The 23,671-nt window shown below is 55.0% G+C and carries 35 protein-coding genes; 34 read left to right on the top strand and 1 reads right to left on the bottom strand.

Annotated features, from left to right (window positions below; all coding sequences use genetic code 11):
* Positions 1-161 precede the first annotated feature (161 nt).
* The 34 genes from rpsL to bfr all read left to right on the top strand — a co-directional run bounded on the left by rpsL (position 162) and on the right by bfr (position 20,645).
* Positions 162-533: a 30S ribosomal protein S12 gene (gene rpsL / locus AC07OT_RS14955; protein ID WP_002555494.1), complete on the top strand. Its 372-nt coding sequence runs from the start codon at positions 162-164 to the stop codon at positions 531-533.
* Between the two features lie 118 nt (positions 534-651).
* A complete protein-coding gene (gene rpsG / locus AC07OT_RS14950; protein ID WP_002555493.1) occupies positions 652-1,122 on the top strand; it encodes a 30S ribosomal protein S7 in 471 nt (156 codons plus the stop codon).
* Between the two features lie 30 nt (positions 1,123-1,152).
* Positions 1,153-3,258 (top strand): elongation factor G, encoded by a 2,106-nt coding sequence (gene fusA / locus AC07OT_RS14945; RefSeq protein ID WP_003210087.1) that lies wholly within the window; start codon positions 1,153-1,155, stop codon positions 3,256-3,258.
* A 30-nt stretch (positions 3,259-3,288) separates the two neighbouring features.
* Complete coding sequence (gene tuf, locus AC07OT_RS14940) at positions 3,289-4,482, top strand: elongation factor Tu (protein WP_027605166.1); 1,194 nt, start codon at positions 3,289-3,291, stop codon at positions 4,480-4,482.
* Positions 4,483-4,639: 157 nt separating this feature from the next.
* Positions 4,640-4,951: a 30S ribosomal protein S10 gene (gene rpsJ / locus AC07OT_RS14935; RefSeq protein ID WP_003186070.1), complete on the top strand. Its 312-nt coding sequence runs from the start codon at positions 4,640-4,642 to the stop codon at positions 4,949-4,951.
* Positions 4,952-5,032: 81 nt separating this feature from the next.
* Positions 5,033-5,668: a 50S ribosomal protein L3 gene (gene rplC, locus AC07OT_RS14930; protein ID WP_007253310.1), complete on the top strand. Its 636-nt coding sequence runs from the start codon at positions 5,033-5,035 to the stop codon at positions 5,666-5,668.
* Between the two features lie 12 nt (positions 5,669-5,680).
* Positions 5,681-6,283: a 50S ribosomal protein L4 gene (gene rplD / locus AC07OT_RS14925; RefSeq protein ID WP_003176424.1), complete on the top strand. Its 603-nt coding sequence runs from the start codon at positions 5,681-5,683 to the stop codon at positions 6,281-6,283.
* Positions 6,280-6,579 (top strand): 50S ribosomal protein L23, encoded by a 300-nt coding sequence (gene rplW, locus AC07OT_RS14920; protein WP_002555488.1) that lies wholly within the window; start codon positions 6,280-6,282, stop codon positions 6,577-6,579. The genes rplD and rplW overlap by 4 nt, the downstream gene beginning before the upstream one ends.
* Before the next feature lie 14 nt (positions 6,580-6,593).
* Positions 6,594-7,418: a 50S ribosomal protein L2 gene (gene rplB, locus AC07OT_RS14915; protein ID WP_003186055.1), complete on the top strand. Its 825-nt coding sequence runs from the start codon at positions 6,594-6,596 to the stop codon at positions 7,416-7,418.
* Positions 7,419-7,434: 16 nt separating this feature from the next.
* Positions 7,435-7,710: a 30S ribosomal protein S19 gene (gene rpsS, locus AC07OT_RS14910; protein WP_003232420.1), complete on the top strand. Its 276-nt coding sequence runs from the start codon at positions 7,435-7,437 to the stop codon at positions 7,708-7,710.
* Positions 7,711-7,721: 11 nt separating this feature from the next.
* Positions 7,722-8,054 carry a 50S ribosomal protein L22 gene (gene rplV, locus AC07OT_RS14905; RefSeq protein ID WP_003103908.1) on the top strand — a complete coding sequence of 111 codons (333 nt, stop codon included), beginning with the start codon at positions 7,722-7,724 and terminating at the stop codon, positions 8,052-8,054.
* 13 nt (positions 8,055-8,067) lie between these two features.
* Positions 8,068-8,754, top strand: coding sequence for a 30S ribosomal protein S3 (rpsC, locus tag AC07OT_RS14900; RefSeq protein ID WP_003176422.1), 687 nt, complete (start codon positions 8,068-8,070; stop codon positions 8,752-8,754).
* Positions 8,755-8,766: 12 nt separating this feature from the next.
* Entirely contained in the window at positions 8,767-9,180 is a 414-nt protein-coding gene (gene rplP / locus AC07OT_RS14895; RefSeq protein ID WP_003232424.1) for a 50S ribosomal protein L16, read from the top strand.
* Positions 9,180-9,371 (top strand): 50S ribosomal protein L29, encoded by a 192-nt coding sequence (gene rpmC / locus AC07OT_RS14890; protein WP_002555481.1) that lies wholly within the window; start codon positions 9,180-9,182, stop codon positions 9,369-9,371. Before rplP ends, rpmC begins: the two co-directional genes overlap by 1 nt.
* Before the next feature lie 2 nt (positions 9,372-9,373).
* Entirely contained in the window at positions 9,374-9,640 is a 267-nt protein-coding gene (rpsQ, locus tag AC07OT_RS14885; RefSeq protein ID WP_003176419.1) for a 30S ribosomal protein S17, read from the top strand.
* A 23-nt stretch (positions 9,641-9,663) separates the two neighbouring features.
* Complete coding sequence (rplN, locus tag AC07OT_RS14880) at positions 9,664-10,032, top strand: 50S ribosomal protein L14 (RefSeq protein ID WP_002555479.1); 369 nt, start codon at positions 9,664-9,666, stop codon at positions 10,030-10,032.
* An 11-nt stretch (positions 10,033-10,043) separates the two neighbouring features.
* Complete coding sequence (gene rplX / locus AC07OT_RS14875; protein ID WP_003176416.1) at positions 10,044-10,358, top strand: 50S ribosomal protein L24; 315 nt, start codon at positions 10,044-10,046, stop codon at positions 10,356-10,358.
* Between the two features lie 22 nt (positions 10,359-10,380).
* On the top strand, positions 10,381-10,920 hold the full coding sequence (rplE, locus tag AC07OT_RS14870) for a 50S ribosomal protein L5 (RefSeq protein ID WP_003194642.1): 540 nt from the start codon (positions 10,381-10,383) through the stop codon (positions 10,918-10,920).
* Between the two features lie 13 nt (positions 10,921-10,933).
* The gene (gene rpsN, locus AC07OT_RS14865) at positions 10,934-11,239 is read left to right on the top strand and encodes a 30S ribosomal protein S14 (RefSeq protein ID WP_003176414.1); all 306 of its coding nucleotides are present in this window, start codon (positions 10,934-10,936) and stop codon (positions 11,237-11,239) included.
* Positions 11,240-11,445: 206 nt separating this feature from the next.
* On the top strand, positions 11,446-11,838 hold the full coding sequence (rpsH, locus tag AC07OT_RS14860) for a 30S ribosomal protein S8 (protein ID WP_003176413.1): 393 nt from the start codon (positions 11,446-11,448) through the stop codon (positions 11,836-11,838).
* A gap of 12 nt (positions 11,839-11,850) precedes the next feature.
* Positions 11,851-12,384 carry a 50S ribosomal protein L6 gene (gene rplF, locus AC07OT_RS14855; protein WP_003176412.1) on the top strand — a complete coding sequence of 178 codons (534 nt, stop codon included), beginning with the start codon at positions 11,851-11,853 and terminating at the stop codon, positions 12,382-12,384.
* Positions 12,385-12,394: 10 nt separating this feature from the next.
* Entirely contained in the window at positions 12,395-12,745 is a 351-nt protein-coding gene (rplR, locus tag AC07OT_RS14850) for a 50S ribosomal protein L18 (RefSeq protein ID WP_003186037.1), read from the top strand.
* 3 nt (positions 12,746-12,748) lie between these two features.
* Complete coding sequence (gene rpsE / locus AC07OT_RS14845; RefSeq protein WP_003186035.1) at positions 12,749-13,249, top strand: 30S ribosomal protein S5; 501 nt, start codon at positions 12,749-12,751, stop codon at positions 13,247-13,249.
* Positions 13,250-13,251: 2 nt separating this feature from the next.
* Complete coding sequence (rpmD, locus tag AC07OT_RS14840) at positions 13,252-13,428, top strand: 50S ribosomal protein L30 (RefSeq protein ID WP_003176408.1); 177 nt, start codon at positions 13,252-13,254, stop codon at positions 13,426-13,428.
* Positions 13,429-13,431: 3 nt separating this feature from the next.
* Positions 13,432-13,869 carry a 50S ribosomal protein L15 gene (gene rplO, locus AC07OT_RS14835; RefSeq protein ID WP_003176407.1) on the top strand — a complete coding sequence of 146 codons (438 nt, stop codon included), beginning with the start codon at positions 13,432-13,434 and terminating at the stop codon, positions 13,867-13,869.
* The gene (secY, locus tag AC07OT_RS14830) at positions 13,870-15,198 is read left to right on the top strand and encodes a preprotein translocase subunit SecY (RefSeq protein ID WP_003194637.1); all 1,329 of its coding nucleotides are present in this window, start codon (positions 13,870-13,872) and stop codon (positions 15,196-15,198) included. It abuts the gene before it with no gap.
* 27 nt (positions 15,199-15,225) lie between these two features.
* Positions 15,226-15,342, top strand: coding sequence for a 50S ribosomal protein L36 (rpmJ, locus tag AC07OT_RS14825; RefSeq protein ID WP_002555468.1), 117 nt, complete (start codon positions 15,226-15,228; stop codon positions 15,340-15,342).
* A 129-nt stretch (positions 15,343-15,471) separates the two neighbouring features.
* The gene (gene rpsM / locus AC07OT_RS14820; RefSeq protein WP_024077676.1) at positions 15,472-15,828 is read left to right on the top strand and encodes a 30S ribosomal protein S13; all 357 of its coding nucleotides are present in this window, start codon (positions 15,472-15,474) and stop codon (positions 15,826-15,828) included.
* Between the two features lie 30 nt (positions 15,829-15,858).
* Complete coding sequence (gene rpsK / locus AC07OT_RS14815) at positions 15,859-16,248, top strand: 30S ribosomal protein S11 (protein ID WP_002555466.1); 390 nt, start codon at positions 15,859-15,861, stop codon at positions 16,246-16,248.
* Positions 16,249-16,266: 18 nt separating this feature from the next.
* On the top strand, positions 16,267-16,887 hold the full coding sequence (gene rpsD / locus AC07OT_RS14810; protein ID WP_003176404.1) for a 30S ribosomal protein S4: 621 nt from the start codon (positions 16,267-16,269) through the stop codon (positions 16,885-16,887).
* A gap of 22 nt (positions 16,888-16,909) precedes the next feature.
* On the top strand, positions 16,910-17,911 hold the full coding sequence (locus tag AC07OT_RS14805) for a DNA-directed RNA polymerase subunit alpha (protein ID WP_003176403.1): 1,002 nt from the start codon (positions 16,910-16,912) through the stop codon (positions 17,909-17,911).
* Between the two features lie 41 nt (positions 17,912-17,952).
* Positions 17,953-18,339 carry a 50S ribosomal protein L17 gene (rplQ, locus tag AC07OT_RS14800; RefSeq protein ID WP_003176402.1) on the top strand — a complete coding sequence of 129 codons (387 nt, stop codon included), beginning with the start codon at positions 17,953-17,955 and terminating at the stop codon, positions 18,337-18,339.
* A 237-nt stretch (positions 18,340-18,576) separates the two neighbouring features.
* Positions 18,577-20,025, top strand: coding sequence for a catalase (locus AC07OT_RS14795; RefSeq protein ID WP_495108374.1), 1,449 nt, complete (start codon positions 18,577-18,579; stop codon positions 20,023-20,025).
* 155 nt (positions 20,026-20,180) lie between these two features.
* Entirely contained in the window at positions 20,181-20,645 is a 465-nt protein-coding gene (gene bfr / locus AC07OT_RS14790) for a bacterioferritin (RefSeq protein ID WP_017525959.1), read from the top strand.
* A gap of 63 nt (positions 20,646-20,708) precedes the next feature.
* On the opposite strand, the gene uvrA is transcribed toward bfr, so the two are convergent.
* Positions 20,709-23,543, bottom strand: a complete 2,835-nt coding sequence (uvrA, locus tag AC07OT_RS14785) for an excinuclease ABC subunit UvrA (protein WP_098480843.1) — start codon at positions 23,541-23,543, stop codon at positions 20,709-20,711.
* Between the last annotated feature and the right edge of the window lie 128 nt (positions 23,544-23,671).

Below are 23,671 nucleotides of genomic sequence, written 5' to 3'. Positions count from 1 at the left end.
TTTTGCCTGGGTTCGACGGGAGGGGAGGTCGGGGCCTTGCCTTGACTGGGGGCAAGATCCTCTTTAGACTCTTGTACCCCTAAATTTGGCGGGAATTCGTTCCTGCCATTTTGCTTTTCTTGCAAGACAATAGCGTCGCAAGACAACAGTGGAGCTAGTAGATGGCAACTATCAACCAGCTGGTACGTCAGCCGCGTAAGCGTATCGTCGAGAAATCCGACGTGCCTGCGCTGCAGAACTGCCCGCAACGTCGTGGCGTATGCACCCGTGTGTATACCACCACGCCGAAAAAACCTAACTCGGCACTGCGTAAAGTATGCCGTGTGCGCCTGACCAACGGTTTCGAGGTTTCCTCGTACATCGGCGGTGAAGGCCACAACCTGCAAGAGCACAGCGTGGTACTGATCCGCGGCGGTCGTGTAAAAGACTTGCCGGGTGTTCGTTATCACACCGTACGCGGCTCCTTGGATACTTCCGGCGTTAAAGGTCGTAACCAGGGTCGTTCGAAGTACGGTACCAAGAAGCCTAAGTAGTAGCGGCTTTTTGTAAAACTGAATCATCTTATTTTCTGAGTCGATAAGAGTAAGGTCGGAGGCGTCCCGAAAGGGCACCGATTCCGAGCGAACCTGAAGACCGTTTGAGGGCTTATCCATGCCAAGAAGACGCGTAGCAGCCAAGCGCGAAGTGCTTGACGATCCAAAATACGGAAGCCAAATTCTGGCCAAGTTCATGAACCACGTGATGGAAAGCGGCAAGAAAGCCGTTGCCGAGCGTATCGTTTATGGCGCGCTGGAAAAGGTTAAAGAACGCAAGAACAGCGACCCCCTGGAAATCTTCGAGAAAGCTCTCGACGCCATCGCTCCGCTGGTCGAAGTGAAGTCGCGCCGTGTAGGCGGTGCTACTTACCAGGTTCCGGTCGAAGTTCGTCCGTCCCGTCGTAACGCTCTGGCAATGCGCTGGTTGGTAGACTTCGCCCGTAAGCGCGGCGAGAAGTCTATGGCTCTGCGTTTGGCCGGCGAACTGTTGGACGCTGCTGAAGGTAAAGGTGCTGCTGTTAAGAAGCGTGAAGACGTGCACCGTATGGCTGAAGCTAACAAAGCTTTCTCGCACTACCGCTTCTAATCTTAGCTTCACTAATTTTGCGAGGGCTTTATGGCTCGTACTACTCCGATTAGCCGCTACCGTAACATCGGTATCGTTGCTCACGTGGATGCTGGTAAAACCACCACCACCGAGCGCGTACTGTTTTACACCGGCAAAAGTCACAAAATGGGCGAGGTGCATGATGGCGCCGCGACCACAGACTGGATGGTTCAGGAGCAGGAGCGTGGTATTACCATTACTTCTGCTGCTATTACCGCCTTCTGGAAAGGTTCCGAGAAGCAGTACAAAGATGAGCACCGCTTCAACGTTATCGATACCCCGGGCCACGTAGACTTCACTATTGAAGTTGAACGTTCCCTGCGCGTACTCGACGGCGCTGTGGTTGTGTTCTGCGGTACCTCGGGTGTCGAGCCTCAGTCGGAAACCGTATGGCGTCAAGCCAACAAATACGGCGTTCCACGTCTTGTTTATGTAAACAAGATGGACCGTGCTGGTGCCAACTTCCTGCGCGTGATCGGTCAGATCAAGCAGCGTCTGGGTCATACTCCGGTGCCAATCCAATTGGCTATCGGTTCCGAAGACAACTTCCAGGGTCAGATCGATCTGATCAACATGGAAGCGGTCTACTGGAATGACGCTGACAAAGGTATGGTTCCTGTTCGCAAGCCTATCCCTGCAGAATTGCAGGAACTGGCTGACGAGTGGCGCAACAACATGGTTGAGGCTGCCGCCGAAGCCAGCGAAGAGCTGATGAACAAGTACCTCGAAGGTGAAGAACTCACCAACGTGGAAATCAAGGCCGCTCTGCGTCAGCGTACTATCGCTGGTGAGATCGTCTTGGCTGTTTGCGGTTCTTCCTTCAAGAACAAGGGGGTTCCCCTGGTTCTCGACGCCGTGATCGACTACCTGCCTGCTCCTACCGACATTCCTGCTATCAAGGGTACCAACCCTGATAACGAGGAAGAAGAGATGGAGCGTCATGCTGACGACAGCGAGCCGTTCTCGGCTCTGGCGTTCAAGATCGCTACCGACCCATTCGTGGGTACTCTGACCTTCGTCCGCGTTTACTCGGGCGTGTTGGCCTCCGGCGACGGCGTGATCAACTCGGTCAAAGGCAAGAAAGAGCGTGTGGGTCGTATGGTGCAAATGCACGCAAACGCCCGTGAAGAGATCAAGGAAGTGCGCGCTGGTGACATCGCGGCCTTGATCGGCATGAAGGACGTCACCACTGGTGAGACTTTGTGCGACGCTGCCAAGCCAATCATCCTGGTTCGCATGGACTTCCCGGAGCCGGTTATTTCGGTTGCCGTAGAACCTAAGACCAAGGATGACCAGGAAAAAATGGGTATCGCTCTGGGCAAGCTTGCTCAGGAAGATCCATCTTTCCGCGTCAAAACTGATGAAGAGACTGGTCAAACGATCATCTCTGGCATGGGCGAGTTGCACCTGGACATCCTGGTTGACCGGATGCGCCGTGAGTTCAACGTCGAAGCCAACATCGGTAAGCCTCAGGTTTCCTATCGTGAGCGCATCACGAAAAACTGTGAAATCGAAGGCAAGTTCGTTCGTCAGTCCGGCGGTCGTGGTCAGTTCGGTCACTGCTGGATCCGTTTTGCTCCTGCTGACGAAGGTCAGGAAGGTCTGCAATTCGTGAACGAAGTAGTGGGTGGTGTTGTTCCTAAGGAATACATCCCTGCTATCCAGAAGGGTATCGAAGAGCAGATGAAGAACGGTGTTGTTGCCGGCTATCCGCTGATCGGCCTGAAAGCAACCGTTTTTGACGGTTCTTACCACGACGTCGACTCCAACGAGATGGCGTTTAAGGTGGCTGCTTCCATGGCAACCAAGCAACTGGCCCAGAAGGGCGGTGGTGAGTTGCTTGAGCCAATCATGGCGGTAGAAGTTGTTACACCTGAAGACTATATGGGTGATGTCATGGGCGACCTTAACCGTCGTCGCGGCATGATCTTGGGTATGGAAGACACGGTTTCCGGCAAAGTGATTCGCGCCGAGGTCCCGTTGGGTGAGATGTTCGGTTATGCGACCGACGTTCGTTCCATGTCCCAGGGTCGCGCAAGCTACTCTATGGAATTCAAAAAATACAACACAGCTCCGGCGCACATCGCTGAAACTGTATCCAAAAAACAAGGCTGATTCAGTCCTTTAGGCAAGGAGTTAATTGTCGTGGCTAAAGAAAAATTTGATCGTTCCCTACCGCACGTCAACGTTGGCACTATCGGTCACGTTGACCACGGTAAAACCACTCTGACCGCAGCTCTGACTCGCGTCTGCTCCGAGGTTTTCGGTTCTGCAGTCGTTGATTTCGATAAAATCGACAGCGCTCCAGAAGAAAAAGCTCGTGGTATCACCATCAACACCGCGCACGTCGAGTACAACTCGAAGATCCGTCACTACGCTCACGTTGACTGCCCAGGTCACGCTGACTATGTGAAGAACATGATCACTGGTGCTGCCCAGATGGACGGCGCGATCCTGGTTTGCTCGGCCGCTGATGGTCCGATGCCACAAACCCGTGAGCACATCCTGCTGTCCCGTCAGGTAGGCGTTCCGTACATCGTGGTTTTCCTGAACAAGGCTGACCTGGTAGACGACGCTGAGCTGCTGGAACTGGTTGAGATGGAAGTGCGCGATCTGCTGAGCACTTACGACTTCCCAGGCGACGACACTCCGATCATCATCGGTTCTGCTCGTATGGCGCTGGAAGGCAAAGACGATAACGAAATGGGCACCACTGCCGTTCGTAAACTGGTTGAAACCCTGGACAGCTACATCCCAGAACCAGTTCGTCTGACCGACAAGCCGTTCCTGATGCCAATCGAAGACGTATTCTCGATCTCCGGTCGTGGTACTGTTGTGACTGGTCGTATCGAGCGCGGTATCGTTCGCGTTCAAGATGCTCTGGAAATCGTTGGTCTGCGTGACACTACCAACACTGTCTGCACTGGTGTTGAAATGTTCCGCAAGCTGCTCGACGAAGGTCGTGCTGGCGAGAACTGCGGCGTTCTGCTGCGTGGTACCAAGCGTGACGACGTTGAGCGTGGCCAGGTTCTGGTTAAGCCAGGTTCGGTTAAGCCGCACACCAAGTTCACCGCAGAAGTTTACGTTCTGAGCAAGGAAGAAGGCGGTCGTCACACTCCGTTCTTCAAAGGCTACCGTCCACAGTTCTACTTCCGTACTACTGACGTGACTGGTAACTGCCAGCTGCCAGAAGGCGTTGAAATGGTAATGCCAGGCGATAACATCCAAATGGAAGTTACCCTGATCAAGACCATCGCAATGGAAGACGGTCTGCGCTTCGCTATCCGTGAAGGCGGCCGTACCGTTGGTGCTGGTGTTGTAGCTAAAATCATCGAGTAAGCGTCTCTTCTGAGATAGCTTCGATGCTTTGAAAAGCCCCCGCTCAGCGGGGGCTTTTTTATTGGGTTGACACCTATCTAGGGCGTCTATAGAATTGCGCCTCCTTTTAACGGGCGTATTGCGCTCGCTGGGAATAGCAGCCGGAGTCTGAAATCCAATGCAAAATCAGCAAATCCGTATCAGGTTGAAGGCTTTTGACCATCGCCTGATCGACCAATCCACCCAGGAAATCGTGGAAACCGCGAAACGTACTGGTGCTCAAGTGCGTGGTCCAATTCCACTGCCTACCCGTAAAGAGCGGTTCACCGTTCTGGTCTCCCCGCACGTCAACAAAGACGCGCGTGACCAGTACGAGATCCGTACTCATAAGCGCGTACTGGACATCGTCCAGCCAACGGATAAAACCGTTGATGCTCTTATGAAGCTCGATCTGGCGGCCGGTGTGGAAGTACAGATCAGCCTCGGCTAAGACTTGGGTCTTAGTCGTGTAACGCTCTGAAATGGGCGGCCATAGCGGGTGAAAGCCCCGTACACTCATGAGGTTTACAACATGACTATTGGTGTAGTCGGTCGTAAATGCGGTATGACCCGTATTTTCACCGAAGAAGGTGTCTCCATTCCGGTTACGGTCATTGAGATCGAGCCGAATCGCGTCACCCAGTTCAAAACTGAAGAAACCGATGGCTATCGTGCAGTGCAAGTCACTGTCGGCGAGCGTCGCGCTTCGCGTGTGACTGCTGCTCAAGCAGGTCACTTCGCTAAAGCAAACGTTGCAGCTGGTCGTACTGTCATGGAGTTCCGTCTTGAAGAAGGCGACTACCAGGCTGGCGATCTGATCAACGCTGAAATCTTCGCTGCTGGTCAACTGGTTGATGTAACCGGTCAGTCCAAAGGTAAAGGCTTCCAGGGTACGATCAAGCGTTGGAATTTCCGTGGTCAAGACAACACTCACGGTAACTCCGTTTCCCACCGCGTCCCGGGCTCTATTGGCCAGTGCCAGACTCCTGGTCGTGTATTCAAGGGCAAAAAAATGTCCGGTCATATGGGCGCTGAGCGCGTGACCGTGCAGTCCCTCGAAGTAGTGCGCGTCGACGCTGAACGCAATCTGTTGTTGGTCAAGGGTGCTGTTCCTGGCGCTACTGGCGGCAACCTGGTTGTACGTCCAGCGGCCAAGGCTCGCGGTTAAGGGGAAGCTGACATGCAATTAAATGTAAATGACGCTCAAGCGATCGAAGTTTCCGAACTGACATTTGGCGGCGAATTCAACGAGACGCTGGTTCACCAAGCAGTCGTGGCCTACATGGCCGGCGGCCGTCAAGGTAGCAAGCAGCAAAAGACCCGTTCCGACGTTCGTGGTGGCGGTAAGCGCCCTTGGCGTCAGAAAGGTACTGGCCGTGCTCGTGCCGGTACTATCCGTAGCCCAATCTGGCGCGGCGGCGGTACCACTTTCGCAGCTCGTCCGCAGGATCACTCTCAGAAGCTCAACAAGAAGATGTATCGCGCAGCACTGCGCTCCATCCTTGCTGAACTCGTGCGTACTGATCGCCTGGTCGTGGTTCAGGACTTCGCTGTTGAAAGTCCAAAAACCAAAGATCTGCTGGGCAAACTGAACAACATGAGCCTGACCGACGTTTTGATCGTGTCTGAAGCTGTTGATCAGAACCTGTACCTGGCTGCTCGTAACCTGCCACACGTTGATGTCCGTGACGTGCAAGGTTCCGATCCAGTTAGTCTGATCGCATACGACAAGGTGTTGATCACCGTGTCGGCCGTGAAGAAATTCGAGGAGCTGCTGGGATGAACCAGGAACGCGTATTTAAAGTTCTGCTTGGCCCGCACGTTTCCGAAAAGGCTACGGTTCTGGCTGACAAGAAAGGCCAGTTCGTTTTCAAGGTTGCAACTGACGCAACCAAGCTGGAAATCAAGAAGGCCGTCGAAAGCCTGTTCAGCGTGAAAGTTGAGCGTGTTACTACCCTGAATGTTCTGGGTAAGAGCAAGCGCACTGCTCGCGGTCTGGGCAAGCGTAATGACTGGAAGAAGGCAGTTATCTCCCTTCAGCCAGGCCAAGATCTCGATTTCAGCAGCAGTGCTGAGTAAGGAAGGGGTGCATCATGGCAATCGTTAAATGCAAACCGACTTCCCCTGGCCGCCGTTTTGTGGTCAAGGTGGTCAACCAGGAGCTGCATAAAGGCGCTCCTCACGCACCGCTGCTCGAGAAGAAATCGAAGTCTGGTGGTCGTAACAACAATGGTCGTATTACCACTCGTCACATTGGTGGTGGCCATAAGCAGCATTATCGTCTGGTCGACTTCCGTCGTAACGACAAAGATGGCATCGCTGCCACTGTCGAGCGTATCGAATACGATCCAAACCGTACTGCTCACATCGCTCTGTTGCTGTACGCAGATGGCGAGCGTCGCTACATCATCGCCCCTAAAGGCGTGAGCGCTGGCGACCAGCTGATCGCAGGTGCCCTGGCACCGATCAAGCCGGGCAACGCTCTGCAGCTGCGTAACATTCCAGTTGGTAGCACCGTACACGGCATCGAATTGAAGCCAGGTAAAGGCGCGCAAATCGCTCGTTCCGCTGGTGCTTCGGCTCAGCTGATCGCTCGTGAAGGTGTCTACGTGACCCTGCGTCTGCGTTCTGGTGAGATGCGTAAAGTGCTGGCTGAATGCCGCGCGACCCTGGGTGAGGTCTCGAACTCCGAGCACAGCCTGCGTTCGCTGGGTAAAGCTGGTGCCAAACGCTGGCGTGGCGTTCGCCCAACCGTTCGTGGTGTTGCCATGAACCCGGTTGACCACCCACACGGTGGTGGTGAAGGTCGTACCTCTGGTGGTCGTCATCCGGTATCGCCATGGGGCTTCCCGACTAAGGGCGCGAAGACTCGTGGTAATAAGCGTACCGACAAAATGATCGTCCGTCGTCGCAAGTAAATAGAGGGATACGACAGTGCCACGTTCTCTGAAAAAAGGTCCTTTTATTGATCTTCACCTACTGAAGAAGATCGAAGTGGCGGCGGAAAAGAACGATCGCAAACCAGTTAAGACCTGGTCGCGTCGTTCGATGATCCTGCCACAAATGGTCGGTCTGACCATCGCTGTACACAACGGTCGTCTGCACGTCCCAGTTCTCGTTAACGAAGACATGGTCGGCCACAAACTGGGCGAGTTTGCCGGTACCCGCACTTATCGTGGGCACGTGGCAGACAAGAAAGCCAAGCGTTAAGGGGTAAGGAAATGGAAGTAGCCGCTAAGTTGTCGGGCGCTCGAATCTCCGCCCAGAAAGCCCGCTTGGTCGCCGACCAGATCCGCGGGAAGAAGGTGGGCGAAGCGCTCAACCTGTTGGCTTTCAGCAGTAAGAAAGCCGCCGAGATCATGAAGAAAGTGCTGGAGTCGGCCGTAGCCAACGCCGAGCATAACGAAGGCGCAGACGTTGATGACCTGAAGGTCAGCACCGTTTTCGTCAACGAAGGGCGTTCGCTGAAGCGCATCATGCCACGTGCCAAAGGCCGTGCTGATCGCATCGTCAAGCGGTCTTGCCATATCACTGTCAAGGTTGCTGACAAGTAACGGAGTCGAAGAGATGGGTCAGAAAGTACATCCCATTGGCATTCGCCTGGGAATCGTCAAGGAGCACACCTCCGTCTGGTACGCAGACGGTCGGACTTATGCGGACTATTTGTTCGCTGATCTGAAGGTGCGTGAGTATCTCCAAGACAAACTAAAAAGCGCGTCCGTAAGCCGTATCGATATCCATCGTCCGGCGCAAACTGCACGTATCACCATCCACACCGCTCGTCCAGGTATCGTTATCGGGAAGAAAGGTGAAGATGTTGAGAAACTGCGTCAGGACCTGACCAAGCAAATGGGTGTGCCTGTGCACATCAATATCGAAGAGATCCGCAAGCCGGAGCTCGACGGTATGCTGGTTGCGCAGAGCGTAGCTCAGCAGCTGGAGCGTCGCGTAATGTTCCGTCGTGCTATGAAGCGCGCCGTACAGAACGCCATGCGCATTGGTGCCAAAGGCATCAAAATCCAAGTGAGCGGTCGTCTCGGCGGTGCTGAAATCGCACGTACTGAATGGTATCGCGAAGGTCGTGTGCCACTGCACACCCTGCGTGCCGACATCGACTATGCCAACTACGAAGCTCACACCACTTACGGTGTGATCGGTGTAAAGGTTTGGATCTTCAAAGGCGAAGTAATTGGTGGTCGCCAAGAAGAACTGAAACCACAAGCACCAGCGCCTCGTAAAAAAGCTGCTAAGTAAGGGGTACGCCAAATGTTGCAACCTAAGCGTACGAAGTTCCGCAAGCAGATGACAGGCCACAACCGTGGTCTGGCTCAGCGCGGTAGCAAAGTCAGCTTCGGCGAGTTCGCGCTGAAGTCTGTAGCTCGTGGTCGTCTCACCGCTCGTCAGATCGAGTCAGCGCGTCGTGCACTGACCCGTCACGTTAAACGTGGCGGCAAGATCTGGATCCGTGTATTCCCGGACAAGCCGATCTCCAAAAAGCCTCTCGAGGTTCGGATGGGTAAAGGTAAGGGTAACGTGGAATACTGGGTAGCCCAGATTCAGCCAGGCAAAGTCCTGTATGAAATCGAGGGTGTAACTGAAGAGCTGGCGCGTGAGGCTTTTGCCCTGGCTGCTGCAAAGCTGCCGCTCGCCACCGCCTTTGTTAAACGGACGGTGATGTGATGAAAGCGAATGAACTTCGTGAAAAATCCGCACAGCAGCTGAACGAGCAACTGCTCGGCCTGCTGCGCGACCAGTTCAATCTGCGCATGCAGAAAGCAACTGGCCAGTTGGGGCAGTCTCATCTGCTCTCGCAAGTTAAGCGTGACATCGCTCGCGTGAAGACTGTGCTCAACCAGCAGGCAGGTAAGTGATCATGGCTGAAGCCGAAAAGACTGTCCGTACGCTGACTGGCCGTGTTGTCAGCGACAAGATGGACAAAACCATCACCGTTTTGATCGAGCGTCGCGTTAAGCACCCGATCTACGGTAAATATGTTAAGCGTTCGACTAAGCTGCACGCGCACGACGAAACCAACCAGTGCCACATCGGCGACAAAGTCACTATTCGTGAAACTCGTCCGCTGGCCAAGACCAAGTCTTGGGCATTGGTTGATGTTCTCGAACGCGCTGTGGAAGTCTAAGGACTAGGGGTCGGAGAAATTATATGATTCAGACTCAATCCATGCTCGATGTGGCCGATAACAGCGGCGCTCGCCGTGTTATGTGCATCAAGGTGCTGGGTGGCTCCCATCGTCGTTACGCTGGTATCGGTGACATCATCAAGGTTACCGTCAAGGAAGCAATTCCTCGCGGTAAAGTGAAAAAAGGCCAAGTGATGACTGCTGTTGTAGTCCGCACTCGTCACGGCGTACGTCGTGCAGATGGCTCCATTATCCGCTTTGATGGCAACGCTGCTGTTCTTCTGAACAACAAGCAAGAGCCGATCGGCACCCGTATCTTTGGGCCAGTGACCCGTGAGCTTCGTACTGAGAAGTTCATGAAGATCGTCTCGCTCGCCCCAGAAGTGCTGTAAGGAGATCCGACATGCAAAAGATTCGTCGTGACGACGAGATCATCGTGATCGCCGGCAAAGACAAAGGTAAGCGCGGTAAGGTGCTTAAGGTTCTCGCTAATAACCGTCTGGTTATCGGTGGTCTGAACCTGGTCAAGCGTCATACCAAGCCTAACCCGATGTCGGGCGTGCAGGGCGGTATCGTCGAGAAAGAAGCTCCGCTGGACGCTTCTAACGTCGCCATCTTCAACGGCGAAACCAACAAGGCTGACCGCGTTGGTTTCAAAGTAGAAGACGGTAAGAAAATTCGTGTCTTCAAGTCGACCCAAAAAGCGGTTGATGCTTGAACACTGCTAGGTAGATTAGACCATGGCACGACTACAAGAGATTTACCGGAAGGAAATCGCCCCTAAGCTTAAGGAAGAACTTAAGCTTGGGAACGTGATGGAAGTTCCGCGCGTTACCAAAATCACCCTGAACATGGGTCTGGGCGAAGCGATCGGTGACAAAAAAGTCATCGAGCACGCTGTTGCCGACCTGGAAAAGATCACCGGCCAGAAAGTCGTTGTGACCTACGCTCGCAAATCCATCGCTGGCTTTAAAGTCCGTGAAGGTTGGCCGATCGGCGTCAAAGTGACTCTGCGCCGTGAGCGTATGTACGAATTCCTGGATCGTCTGCTGTCGATCTCCCTGCCTCGGGTTCGCGACTTCCGCGGCCTGAATGCCAAGTCCTTCGATGGTCGTGGTAACTACAGCATGGGCGTGAAAGAGCAGATCATCTTCCCGGAAATCGACTACGACAAGATCGATGCTCTCCGCGGTCTGGACATCACCCTGACCACCACTGCCAAGAACGATGATGAAGGTCGCGCCCTGTTGCGTGCTTTCAAATTCCCGTTCCGCAACTGATTGGAGTAGGACCATGGCCAAGATGAGCATGAAAAACCGCGAGCTGAAGCGTCAGCTCACGGTTGCCAAGTACGCCAAGAAGCGTGCAGCACTGAAAGCAATCATCGTTGATCTGAACGCAAGTCCAGAAGCGCGTTGGGAAGCTACAGTTGCCCTGCAGAAGCAGCCACGTGACGCAAGCGCTTCGCGCATGCGTAACCGCTGCCGCCTGACCGGTCGTCCACACGGCGTTTACCGCAAGTTCGGCCTCGGCCGTAACAAACTGCGTGAAGCGGCAATGCGTGGTGACGTACCAGGTCTGGTTAAAGCCAGCTGGTAAGTACTTTCAGCGTCCAGGTGGTCCGAATCGAAAGATACTGACCGCCGGTGACCTTGAATCTGGAACAAGCCCCTTTTGGGGCTTGTTTCATTTCCGGAGTGTGTCTAAAATACGCGGCTCGCCTGAGCCCGTGTTTTTTACCCGGAAGTTCTCAGCGATATATGTAGCCGCAAGGCTAATTTTTTTGTATTAGGAGCGTCTAGCCCATGAGTATGCAGGACCCGTTAGCGGACATGCTAACTCGTATCCGTAATGCCCAGATGGCTGAAAAGTCCGTCGTAAGCATGCCATCTTCCAAGTTGAAGGTTGCTGTTGCCAAAGTCCTGAAAGACGAAGGCTACATTGCGGGTTATCAGATCAGCAGCGAAATCAAACCACTGCTGTCCATCGAGCTGAAGTACTTCGAAGGCCGTTCGGTCATCGAGGAAGTGAAGCGCGTTAGCCGTCCAGGCCTGCGTCAGTACAAGTCCGCTGAAGATCTGCCGAAAGTTCGTGGCGGTCTGGGCGTGTCTATCGTCTCCACCAACAAAGGTGTGATGACGGATCGTGCTGCGCGCGCTGCCGGTGTCGGCGGCGAAGTTCTTTGCACTGTGTTCTAAGGGGGGATAAGCATGTCTCGCGTCGCTAAGAACCCCGTTAAGCTGCCAGCCGGTGTCGAAGTCAAATTCGCAGGCCAACAGCTTTCGGTGAAGGGTGCCAAGGGCACTCTTGAACTGAATATCCATTCGTCCGTTGAGATCGTTGAAGAAGCTGGTGAGCTGCGTTTCGCTGCTCGCAATGGCGATCAACAAACTCGCGCAATGGCTGGTACCACGCGTGCGTTGGTAAACAACATGGTCCAAGGCGTAAGCCAAGGCTTCGAGCGTAAGCTCCAGCTGGTCGGTGTTGGTTACAAAGCGCAAGCAAAAGGCACGGTTTTGAACCTGGCCCTTGGCTTCTCGCACCCAGTGGATTACGAACTGCCGGAAGGCATCACCGCTGAGACTCCTAGCCAGACCGATATCCTGATCAAGGGCATCGATAAGCAACTGGTAGGTCAAGTGGCTGCTGAGATCCGCGACTTCCGTCCACCAGAGCCGTACAAAGGCAAAGGTGTGCGCTACGCGGACGAAGTCGTCCGTCGTAAAGAAGCCAAGAAGAAGTAGGGCATAGCAAATGACCGACAAAAAAGTTACTCGACTGCGTCGCGCTCGCAAAGCACGCCTGAAAATGCACGAACTCGAAGTCGTGCGTCTCTGCGTGTTCCGCTCGTCGCAGCACATCTACGCCCAGGTCATCTCGGCCGACGGCAACAAAGTCCTGGCCAGCGCCTCGACTTTGGATAAAGAACTGCGTGATGGTGCCACTGGCAACATCGACGCGGCCACAAAGGTTGGCCAGCTGGTCGCTACGCGTGCTAAGGCCGCTGGCGTCTCGCAAGTGGCTTTCGACCGCTCTGGCTTCAAGTACCACGGCCGCGTTAAAGCGCTGGCTGATGCTGCTCGTGAAGCTGGGCTGGAGTTCTAAGTTATGTCAAATAACGACCAAAAGCGCGACGAAGGCTACATTGAGAAGCTGGTTCAAGTTAACCGCGTAGCCAAAACCGTTAAAGGCGGCCGTATCTTCACTTTCACCGCGTTGACCGTGGTGGGTGATGGTAAAGGGCGCGTTGGCTTCGGCCGTGGCAAGTCACGTGAAGTGCCTGCTGCGATCCAGAAGGCAATGGAAGCTGCTCGTCGCAACATGATCCAAGTTGATCTGAACGGCACCACGCTGCAGTACGCAATGAAGTCCGCTCACGGCGCTTCGAAGGTGTACATGCAGCCTGCTTCTGAAGGTACCGGTATCATCGCTGGCGGCGCTATGCGTGCTGTCCTCGAGGTTGCTGGCGTTCAGAACGTTCTGGCCAAGTGCTATGGCTCGACTAACCCGGTAAACGTGGTTCACGCCACTTTCAAGGGTTTGAAAGCTATGCAATCTCCTGAATCCATTGCCGCCAAGCGTGGCAAAAGCGTCAAGGAGATCTTCTGATCATGGCTACCGTTAAAGTAACGCTGATCAAAAGCATGACCGGCCGCATCCCTAACCACAAATTGTGCGTTAAGGGTTTGGGTCTGCGTCGCATCGGTCACACTGTAGAAGTCCAGGATACTCCCGAGAATCGCGGGATGATCAACAAGGCTTACTACATGCTGCGTGTCGAGGGTTAATCGATGAAACTCAATGATCTGAGTCCAGCGCCGGGTTCCCGTCGCGAAAAGCATCGTCCGGGCCGTGGTATCGGTAGCGGTTTGGGTAAGACTGGTGGCCGTGGCCACAAAGGTCAAACCTCCCGCTCCGGTGGCACCATTGCTCCAGGCTTTGAAGGCGGTCAACAGCCGCTGCATCGTCGCCTGCCTAAGTTCGGCTTCGTTTCCCTGAAGGCCATGGACCGCGCAGAAGTGCGTCTGTCCGAGCTGGCTAAAGTGGAAGGCGACATCGTTACTGTGCAGACCCTGAAAGATGCCAACGTGATCAACGTCAACGTACAGCGTGTGAAAATCATGCTGTCCGGTGAAGTGACTCGCGCTGTCACTATCGGCAAGGGAATCGGCGCCACCAAAGGTGCGCGTTCGGCTATCGAAGCAGCTGGCGGCAAGTTCGAGGAATAAATGGCTAAGCAAGGTGCTCTCTCAGCGCTCGGCAAAGGCGGTATGTCTGAACTTTGGGCTCGTCTGCGTTTTCTGTTCCTGGCGATTATCGTCTACCGAATAGGCGCACACATCCCGGTTCCAGGTATCAACCCGGACCGACTCGCAGACCTGTTTCGACAGAATGAGGGGACCATTCTTAGCTTGTTCAACATGTTTTCTGGCGGTGCGCTGGAGCGGATGAGCATTTTTGCACTGGGGATCATGCCGTACATCTCGGCATCGATCATCATGCAATTGATGACCGCCGTCAGCCCGCAGCTGGAGCAGTTGAAGAAGGAAGGTGAAGCTGGCCGTCGCAAGATTAGCCAGTACACCCGCTACGGCACTGTCGTCCTCGCCCTGGTCCAAGCTATCGGCATGTCCGTTGGCCTGGCAGGGCAGGGCGTTGCGTTCACTGGTGACTTTGGCTTCCATTTCGTCGCGGTATCCACGTTTGTGGCTGGTGCGATGTTCATGATGTGGCTGGGTGAGCAGATTACTGAGCGTGGTGTTGGTAACGGTATCTCGATGTTGATTTTCGCAGGTATCGTCGCCGGTCTTCCGAGAGCAATCGGGCAGTCTTTCGAGTCTGCACGTCAGGGTGATATCAATATCTTCGCCCTGGTTGCCATCGGTTTGCTGGCAGTAGCGATTATCGGTTTTGTGGTGTTCATTGAGCGTGGCCAGCGTCGTATTGCTGTTCACTACGCCAAGCGTCAGCAGGGCCGTAAGGTTTTTGCTGCGCAGACCAGCCACTTGCCGCTGAAAGTGAATATGGCCGGTGTTATTCCGGCAATTTTCGCGAGCAGCATTTTGCTGTTTCCGGCTTCGTTGGGTACCTGGTTTGGTCAGTCTGAAAATATGGGCTGGCTGCAGGACCTCTCTCAGTCGATCGCTCCTGGTCAGCCGTTGAATATTCTGCTGTTTAGTGCAGGGATTATTTTCTTCTGCTTCTTCTATACGGCGTTGATGTTCAATCCGAAAGACGTAGCGGAAAACCTGAAGAAGTCCGGTGCCTTTATTCCGGGTATTCGTCCAGGTGAGCAGTCGGCACGCTACATTGATGGCGTTCTGACTCGTTTGACCCTGTTCGGTGCTCTATATATGACGGCCGTGTGCTTGTTGCCCCAGTTCCTGGTGGTTGCAGCAAACGTTCCGTTCTACCTTGGCGGGACCTCGTTGCTGATCGTGGTCGTGGTTGTGATGGACTTCATGTCCCAAGTACAATCGCACCTCGTTTCGCACCAGTACGAATCCCTGATGAAGAAAGCCAACCTGAAGGGTTACGGCAGCGGCATGTTGCGCTGAGTACCCATAAGGTTCGAGGAGTTGGTGATGAAAGTTCGTGCATCGGTGAAAAAGCTGTGCCGTAACTGCAAGATTATTCGCCGCGAAGGTGTTGTTCGAGTAATTTGCAGCGCGGAACCGCGTCACAAACAGCGCCAAGGCTGAGTGTGATCCGCTTGAAGCCCGGCAGCTAGTGCGCTGCCGGGTTGATTATTTGTTATTACAGCGATATTATCTCGCGCCCTATTTCTTGGCTTCCGGGGCGTAGGTAGCTGTCAATTGGAGTCCCACTGAATGGCCCGTATTGCAGGCGTTAACATTCCAGATAACAAGCACACTGTTATCTCGCTGACCTACATCTATGGTGTTGGTCGCACTACTGCGCAGAAAATTTGCGCAGTTGCTGGGGTAAACCCAGCCGCTAAGATCAAGGATCTGAGCGACGAGCAGATTGAATTGCTGCGTGGCGAAGTGGCGAAGTTCACCACTGAAGGTGACCTGCGTCGCGAAATCAACATGAAAATCAAGCGTTTGATGGACCTCGGTTGCTATCGCGGTCTGCGTCATCGTCGTGGTCTTCCAGTGCGCGGTCAGCGTACCAAGACTAACGCGCGTACCCGTAAAGGTCCGCGTAAGCCGATCCGCAAGTAATCGCCCCAGCGAATCGACAGGAAAATTATCATGGCAAAACCTGCTGCTCGTCCTCGTAAAAAAGTTAAAAAGACAGTGGTTGATGGCATCGCCCACATCCATGCATCTTTTAACAACACCATCGTGACCATCACCGACCGTCAAGGTAACGCGCTTTCTTGGGCTACCTCCGGTGGTTCGGGTTTCCGCGGTTCCCGCAAGTCCACGCCGTTTGCTGCTCAAGTAGCTGCTGAACGTGCTGGTCAAGCTGCGCTGGAATATGGCCTGAAAAACCTCGACGTTAACGTCAAAGGTCCAGGTCCAGGTCGTGAGTCTGCTGTCCGTGCTTTGAACGGCTGTGGCTATAAGATCGCCAGCATCACCGACGTGACGCCAATCCCGCACAACGGGTGCCGTCCGCCGAAGAAGCGCCGCGTGTAATCCAGGAGATTGTAAAGAATGGCTCGTTACATTGGTCCAAAATGCAAACTCGCTCGTCGCGAAGGCACCGATCTCTTCCTGAAGAGCGGCGTGCGCGCGATCGAATCGAAGTGCAACATTGAAGCAGCACCTGGTATCCACGGCCAACGCCGCGGTCGCCAGTCCGATTACGGCACCCAACTGCGTGAAAAGCAGAAGGTCCGTCGTATCTACGGCGTTCTCGAGCGTCAGTTCAGCGGCTACTACAAAGAAGCTGCTGGCAAGAAAGGTGCAACCGGTGAAAACCTGCTGCAACTGCTCGAATGCCGTCTGGACAACGTTGTATACCGTATGGGCTTTGGTTCGACTCGTGCCGAATCCCGTCAGCTGGTATCGCACAAGTCGATCAGCGTTAACGGTCAGACCGTAAACGTTCCGTCCTACCAGGTTCGTGCTGGTGACGTGGTCGCAGTTCGCGAGAAAGCAAAAAACCAACTTCGCATTGTCCAAGCTCTCGATCTGTGTGCCCAACGTGGCCGCGTAGAATGGGTAGAAGTAGACACTGAGAAGAAGTCGGGCGTTTTCAAGAACGTTCCTGCTCGCAGTGATCTGTCCGCCGACATCAACGAAAGCCTGATTGTCGAGCTCTACTCCAAGTAAGGGCTAGAAAATAGGTGCATCCATGCAGATTTCGGTAAATGAGTTCCTGACACCCCGCCACATTGATGTGCAGGTTGTCAGTCCAACCCGCGCCAAGATCACTCTCGAGCCTCTCGAGCGTGGTTTTGGCCACACCCTGGGCAACGCGCTGCGCCGCATCCTGTTGTCCTCAATGCCCGGCTGTGCAGTAGTCGAGGCCGAGATTGACGGTGTGCTCCACGAGTACAGCGCCATCGAAGGTGTACAGGAAGACGTAATTGAAATCCTGTTGAACCTTAAAGGTCTGGCTATCAAGCTGCACGGCCGTGACGAAGTTACGCTGACCTTGTCGAAGAAGGGTTCGGGGGTGGTTACCGCTGCCGATATTCAGCTGGATCATGATGTCGAGATCGTTAACCCCGATCACGTAATCGCTAACCTGGCGTCTAACGGCGCCCTGAACATGAAGCTCACCGTAGCTCGTGGTCGTGGTTATGAACCGGCCGACTCGCGTCAGAGCGATGAAGACGAAAGCCGCAGCATTGGTCGCTTGCAGCTTGACTCTTCGTTCAGCCCGGTTCGTCGTATCGCATACGTGGTGGAAAACGCCCGTGTCGAGCAGCGTACTAACCTGGACAAGCTGGTTATTGATCTGGAAACCAACGGTACTTTGGATCCTGAAGAGGCTATCCGCCGCGCTGCAACCATTCTGCAACAGCAGTTGGCTGCGTTCGTCGACCTCAAAGGTGACAGCGAACCAGTGGTAATCGAGCAGGAAGACGAGATCGATCCGATCCTGCTTCGCCCGGTTGACGATCTGGAACTGACTGTACGTTCGGCTAACTGCCTTAAGGCGGAAAACATTTACTACATCGGCGACCTGATTCAGCGTACCGAAGTAGAACTGTTGAAGACTCCGAACCTGGGCAAGAAATCCTTGACTGAAATCAAGGACGTTCTGGCCTCCCGCGGTCTGTCCCTCGGCATGCGCCTCGACAACTGGCCGCCTGCAAGTCTTAAGAAGGACGACAAGGCGACTGCCTGATCGTCGTAATCACCGAACGTGAGTTTGGTAAGGAATGAACCATGCGTCATCGTAAAAGTGGTCGTCACCTGAGCCGTACCAGCTCGCACCGCAAGGCCATGTTTCAAAACATGGCGGTGTCGCTGTTCGAGCACGAGCTGATCAAAACTACACTGCCGAAAGCTAAAGAACTGCGTCGCGTTGCTGAGCCGCTGATCACTTTGGCCAAGACAGACAGCCTGGCTAACCGCCGTCTGGCTTTCGACCGTACTCGTTCGAAAGCTATCGTTGGTAAGCTCTTCAACGACCTGGGCAAGCGTTACGCTACCCGTGAGGGTGGCTACCTGCGCATCCTCAAGTGCGGTTTCCGCGCTGGCGACAACGCGCCTATGGCGTACGTCGAGTTGGTTGATCGTGCTACTGCCGGCGAAGCTGTAAGCGCCGAGTAAGACGACAAGCTGTAACGAAGAACCGGGCCTAGTGCCCGGTTTTTTGTGGGCGTAACAAAAGCGCGATGTGTACAAGCTTCCTCAGACAGCGTTAAGCACTATGTGCGCTGGGGTATTGTTAGTTATTTTCTATTGAAGCTTACGATTTAATGAATTTGTAGGTGTCATGTTGATGGTCAATACTCCCTCCAAGCCGATTAGCCGGCAGTTCCAAGTCCGACCTGAGGAAAATTGAGCATGAGCCAGAATAAAATCCTTACCACCGCCAGCGGCGCTCCCGTTGCGGATAACCAGAATTCCCGTTCAGCCGGCCCGCGCGGCCCGCTGCTTCTTGACGATTTTCACCTGATCGAGAAACTTGCCCATTTCAACCGTGAAAACATCCCTGAGCGTCGCGTACACGCCAAGGGGTCAGGTGCCTACGGTATCTTCACGGTCACCCGGGACATCACCCAGTACACCAGCGCCAAATTGTTCGAGTCCGTTGGTAAGCAAACTCCAACGTTCCTGCGTTTCTCTACTGTGGGCGGTGAGCGTGGTTCGGCAGACACTGAGCGCGATCCCCGTGGTTTTGCCTTGAAGTTCTACACCGAAGAAGGTAATTGGGACATCGTGGGTAACAACACACCGGTGTTCTTCATACGCGATCCGCTGAAATTCCCAGATTTCATCCACACTCAGAAGCGGTTGCCGCAAAGCAACCTGAAAAGCGCGCAAATGATGTGGGACTTCTGGTCGCACTCTCCAGAGGCGCTGCACCAAGTCACTATTCTGTTTTCGGACCGTGGTATTCCCGATGGCTACCGTCATATGCACGGCTTTGGCAGCCACACCTACAGCTTGATTAACGCCCGCGGCGAGCGGCACTGGGTGAAGTGGCACTACAAAACCAAGCAAGGTATCAAGAACCTGGCGCCGGCTGAGGCGGCCCGCCTGGCCGGTACTGATCCTGATTACGCCCAGCGTGATTTGTTTGGTGCGATCGAGCGCGGTGACTTCCCGAAATGGCGGGTCTGCATCCAGGTCATGACCGAGGCCCAGGCGAACGCCCATTACGAGAATCCGTTTGATGTGACCAAAACCTGGTCGCAGAAAGAATTCCCGTTGATTGAAGTGGGTGAGCTGGAACTTAACCGCAACCCGCAGAACTACTTCGCTGAAGTAGAGCAGGCTGCATTTGGCCCAAGCAACATGGTTCCAGGCGTTGGCCTGTCGCCAGACCGTATGCTTCAAGGTCGTGTTTTCGCTTACGCAGATGCTCACCGCTACCGTGTGGGTACCAACCACCAGCAATTGCCGGTGAATGCTCCGCGCAGTCCGGTCAATAGCTACCAGCGTGATGGTTCGATGGCATTTGGCAGCAATGGTGGTGCGACTCCGAACTACGAACCGAACAGCTACGCCGAAGCTCCGAAGCAAGCGCCACAGTACGCCGAGCCTGCATTGCCCTTGAGCGGTGCGGCTGATCGTTACGATCACCGTGAAGATACCGACTACTACAGCCATGCCGGTGCGTTGTTTCGCCTGATGAGCGATGAGCAGAAAGCGTTGCTCACCAGCAATATCGCAGGGGCAATGGGCGGAGTTTCCGATGATGTGGTCCAGCGTCAATTGCAGCACTTCTACAAGGCGGATCCTGCTTATGGAGAAGCAATCGCAAAGGCACTGGGTGTATCGCTTAACTGACTCTAAACGATAAGCAGAACCGCCCTCATTTGGGCGGTTTTTGCGTTATTTCAGCTACTTTTCTGCGGAAATCTTCACTTTTCTGCCGTTAGTCCCGTGACCTCCGAGTCATCATGGTTCAAACTACAGACTTTCAAGCAGGGAGATGTAGGGCGATGCAAGGTCACCCCGACGTAATCGATTACCTCAACACGTTGCTGACGGGCGAACTGGCAGCTCGTGACCAATATTTCATCCACTCGCGCATGTACGAAGACTGGGGTTTCACCGAACTCTACGAGCGTATCAACCACGAAATGGAAGAAGAGGCACAGCACGCCGATGCACTGATGCGTCGTATCCTGATGCTCGAAGGCACGCCGCGTATGCGTCCCGACGATCTGGATGTGGGCACCAGCGTACCTGACATGCTTGCAGCCGATCTTCGTCTTGAATACAAGGTGCGTGCCGCTCTCTGCAAGGGCATCGAGCTCTGCGAACAGCACAGCGATTTCGTCACGCGGGAAATTCTGCGCGTGCAGTTGAACGATACCGAAGAAGATCACACCTACTGGCTGGAAAAGCAGTTGGGCTTGATCAAGCTGATTGGCCTGGAAAACTACCTGCAATCGCAGTTCTGATTTCCTACAAAAAAGCCCCTGTCACTTCAGCAGTGACAGGGGCTTTTTATTGAGCCTGATAAATCAGGCCCGGTCGCGCGCCAGCAATGGTTTCAAGTAGTAGCCCGTATGCGATTGTGGCATCTCGGAGACCTGCTCCGGCGTACCTACCGCAATGATCTGGCCACCCTTGGATCCGCCTTCCGGCCCTAGATCCACCAGCCAGTCGGCCGTCTTGATCACATCCAGATTGTGCTCGATCACCACCACGGTGTTGCCGTGATCGCGCAAGCGGTGCAACACATCCAGCAATTGCTGAATATCCGCAAAGTGCAAGCCAGTTGTCGGTTCGTCCAGGATATACAAGGTCTTGCCCGTATCGCGTTTGGATAGCTCGCGAGACAGCTTAACCCGCTGCGCCTCACCACCGGACAGCGTGGTCGCCGACTGCCCCAGCTTGATATACGACAGACCCACATCCATCAGCGTCTGCAGCTTGCGCGCAAGCGCCGGAACCGCATCAAAGAACACCCGCGCTTCCTCGATGGTCATCTCGAGGGTTTCATGGATGCTCTTGCCCTTGTACTTGATCTCCAGGGTTTCGCGGTTATAACGCTTGCTCTTGCACACATCGCACGGCACGTAGATGTCCGGGAGGAAGTGCATCTCCACCTTGATCAGGCCATCGCCCTGGCACGCTTCACAGCGACCGCCCTTGACGTTGAACGAGAACCGGCCTGGCCCGTAGCCCCGTGAACGGGATTCCGGCACGCCAGCAAACAGCTCACGAATAGGCGTGAACAACCCGGTGTAGGTCGCGGGGTTGGAGCGCGGTGTGCGGCCAATCGGGCTCTGGTCGATATCGACGACCTTGTCCAGGTGTTCCAGACCCTTGATGCTGTCGTGCGCGGCGGCTTCCAGGGTTGTGGCGCCGTTCAAGGCGGTGGCACTCAAGGGGAACAGCGTGTTGTTGATCAGCGTCGACTTGCCTGAGCCGGAAACACCGGTCACGCAGGTCAGCAGGCCCAGTGGTATTTCCAGGTCAACATTGCGCAAGTTGTTGCCGCGCGCGCCCTTGAGGTGCAACGCCATCTTCTTGTTGCGCGGTGTACGCTTGGCTGGCACTGCGATCTTCACGCGGCCGGACAGGTACTTGCCGGTCAACGAGTCGGGATGTGCCATTACCTCGGCAGGCGTGCCCTCGGCGACAATATGTCCTCCATGCACGCCGGCGCCTGGGCCAATATCGACCACGTAGTCCGCCAGGCGAATCGCGTCTTCATCGTGCTCGACCACGATCACCGTATTGCCGATATCCCGCAGATGTTTCAGCGTGCCCAGCAGACGATCGTTATCCCGCTGGTGCAAACCAATCGAAGGCTCATCGAGGATGTACAGCACCCCCACCAGGCCGGCACCAATCTGGCTGGCCAGGCGAATCCGCTGCGCTTCACCGCCGGACAACGTATCCGCGCTGCGATCCAGCGACAGATAGTCCAGGCCAACGTTAACCAGGAACTGCAGGCGCTCGCGGATCTCCTTGAGGATCTTGTCGGCAATTTCCCCACGGCGCCCGGTGAGCTTCAGCACACCAAAGTATTCACAGGCATCGCCGATCGGCAGGTTGGTCACCGCCGGCAGCGTCTTCTCACCCACCCATACATGCCGCGCCTCACGACGCAGGCGAGTGCCCCGGCAATCCGGGCAAGGTTGGGTGCTGAGGAATTTCGCCAGCTCCTCGCGCACACTCGCCGATTCAGTCTCGCGGTAGCGCCGCTCCAGGTTCGGCACGATGCCTTCGAACGGGTGGGAGCGCTTGACGATGTCGCCACGGTCGTTCAGGTACTTGAAGTCGACGTTCTGCGAGCCGCTGCCATTGAGGATGACTTTCTGCTGGTCTGCCGGCAGTTGGTTGAAAGGTACTTCAAGGCTGAACTTGTAATGGGACGCCAACGACCCGAGCATCTGAAAGTAGTAGACGTTACGCCTGTCCCAGCCGCGTATCGCGCCCTCCGCCAATGTCAGGTCGCCGTTGACCAGGCGCTTGATGTCGAAGAATTGCTTCACGCCCAGGCCATCGCAGGTCGGGCAGGCACCAGCCGGGTTGTTGAAGGAGAACAGCTTGGGCTCCAGCTCGCTGATGGCGTGGCCACAGATCGGGCAGGCAAAGCGCGCGGAGAAGATGATCTCTTCACCCGGCTCATCATCCATCGGCGCCACCAGGGCAATGCCGTCCGCCAGTTTCAACGCGGTCTCGAACGATTCCGCCAGACGCTGCTGCAGGTCGGACCGCACCTTGAAGCGATCGACCACTACATCAATCGAGTGCTTCTTCTGCTTGTCGAGTTTCGGCGCTTCGTCCAGCTCATACAGCTTGCCGTTGATACGCGCACGTACGAAACCTTGAGCACGCAGCTCTTCGAATACAGAGAGGTGTTCGCCCTTGCGCTCGCGAATCACCGGCGCCAGCAGCATCAGCTTGGCACCTTCCGGTTGGGCCAGCACCAGGTCGACCATCTGGCTGACGGTCTGGGCTTCCAGCGGAATGTCGTGGTCCGGGCAGCGCGGGATGCCTACCCGCGCGTAGAGCAGGCGCAGGTAGTCGTAGATTTCGGTGATGGTGCCCACGGTGGAGCGTGGGTTATGGGAAGTCGACTTCTGCTCGATGGAAATCGCCGGCGAGAGGCCTTCGATGGTGTCGACGTCCGGCTTTTCCATCATCGACAGGAACTGCCGGGCATAGGCCGACAGCGATTCCACATAGCGACGCTGACCTTCGGCATACAGCGTGTCGAACGCCAGGGACGATTTGCCGGAGCCGGACAGGCCGGTGATGACGATCAGTTTGTCCCGGGGCAGGGTCAGGTCGATGTTCTTCAGGTTGTGGGTTCTAGCCCCACGAATCAGGATCTTGTCCAAGATGGCCTCGCACGGCGGGCGTAAATAATGCAGGAGTATACGGATAAAGACTGGATGAATATACACTGTCAAAGTGCCGTGTGCAGCCTTACATGAAAGCTGCGCGGCAAAGCGCCGCATATACCCTC

It is taken from the genome of Pseudomonas sp. GW821-FHT09C10 (assembly GCF_059418085.1).
This window is presented reverse-complemented; position numbering and strand designations above follow the sequence as displayed.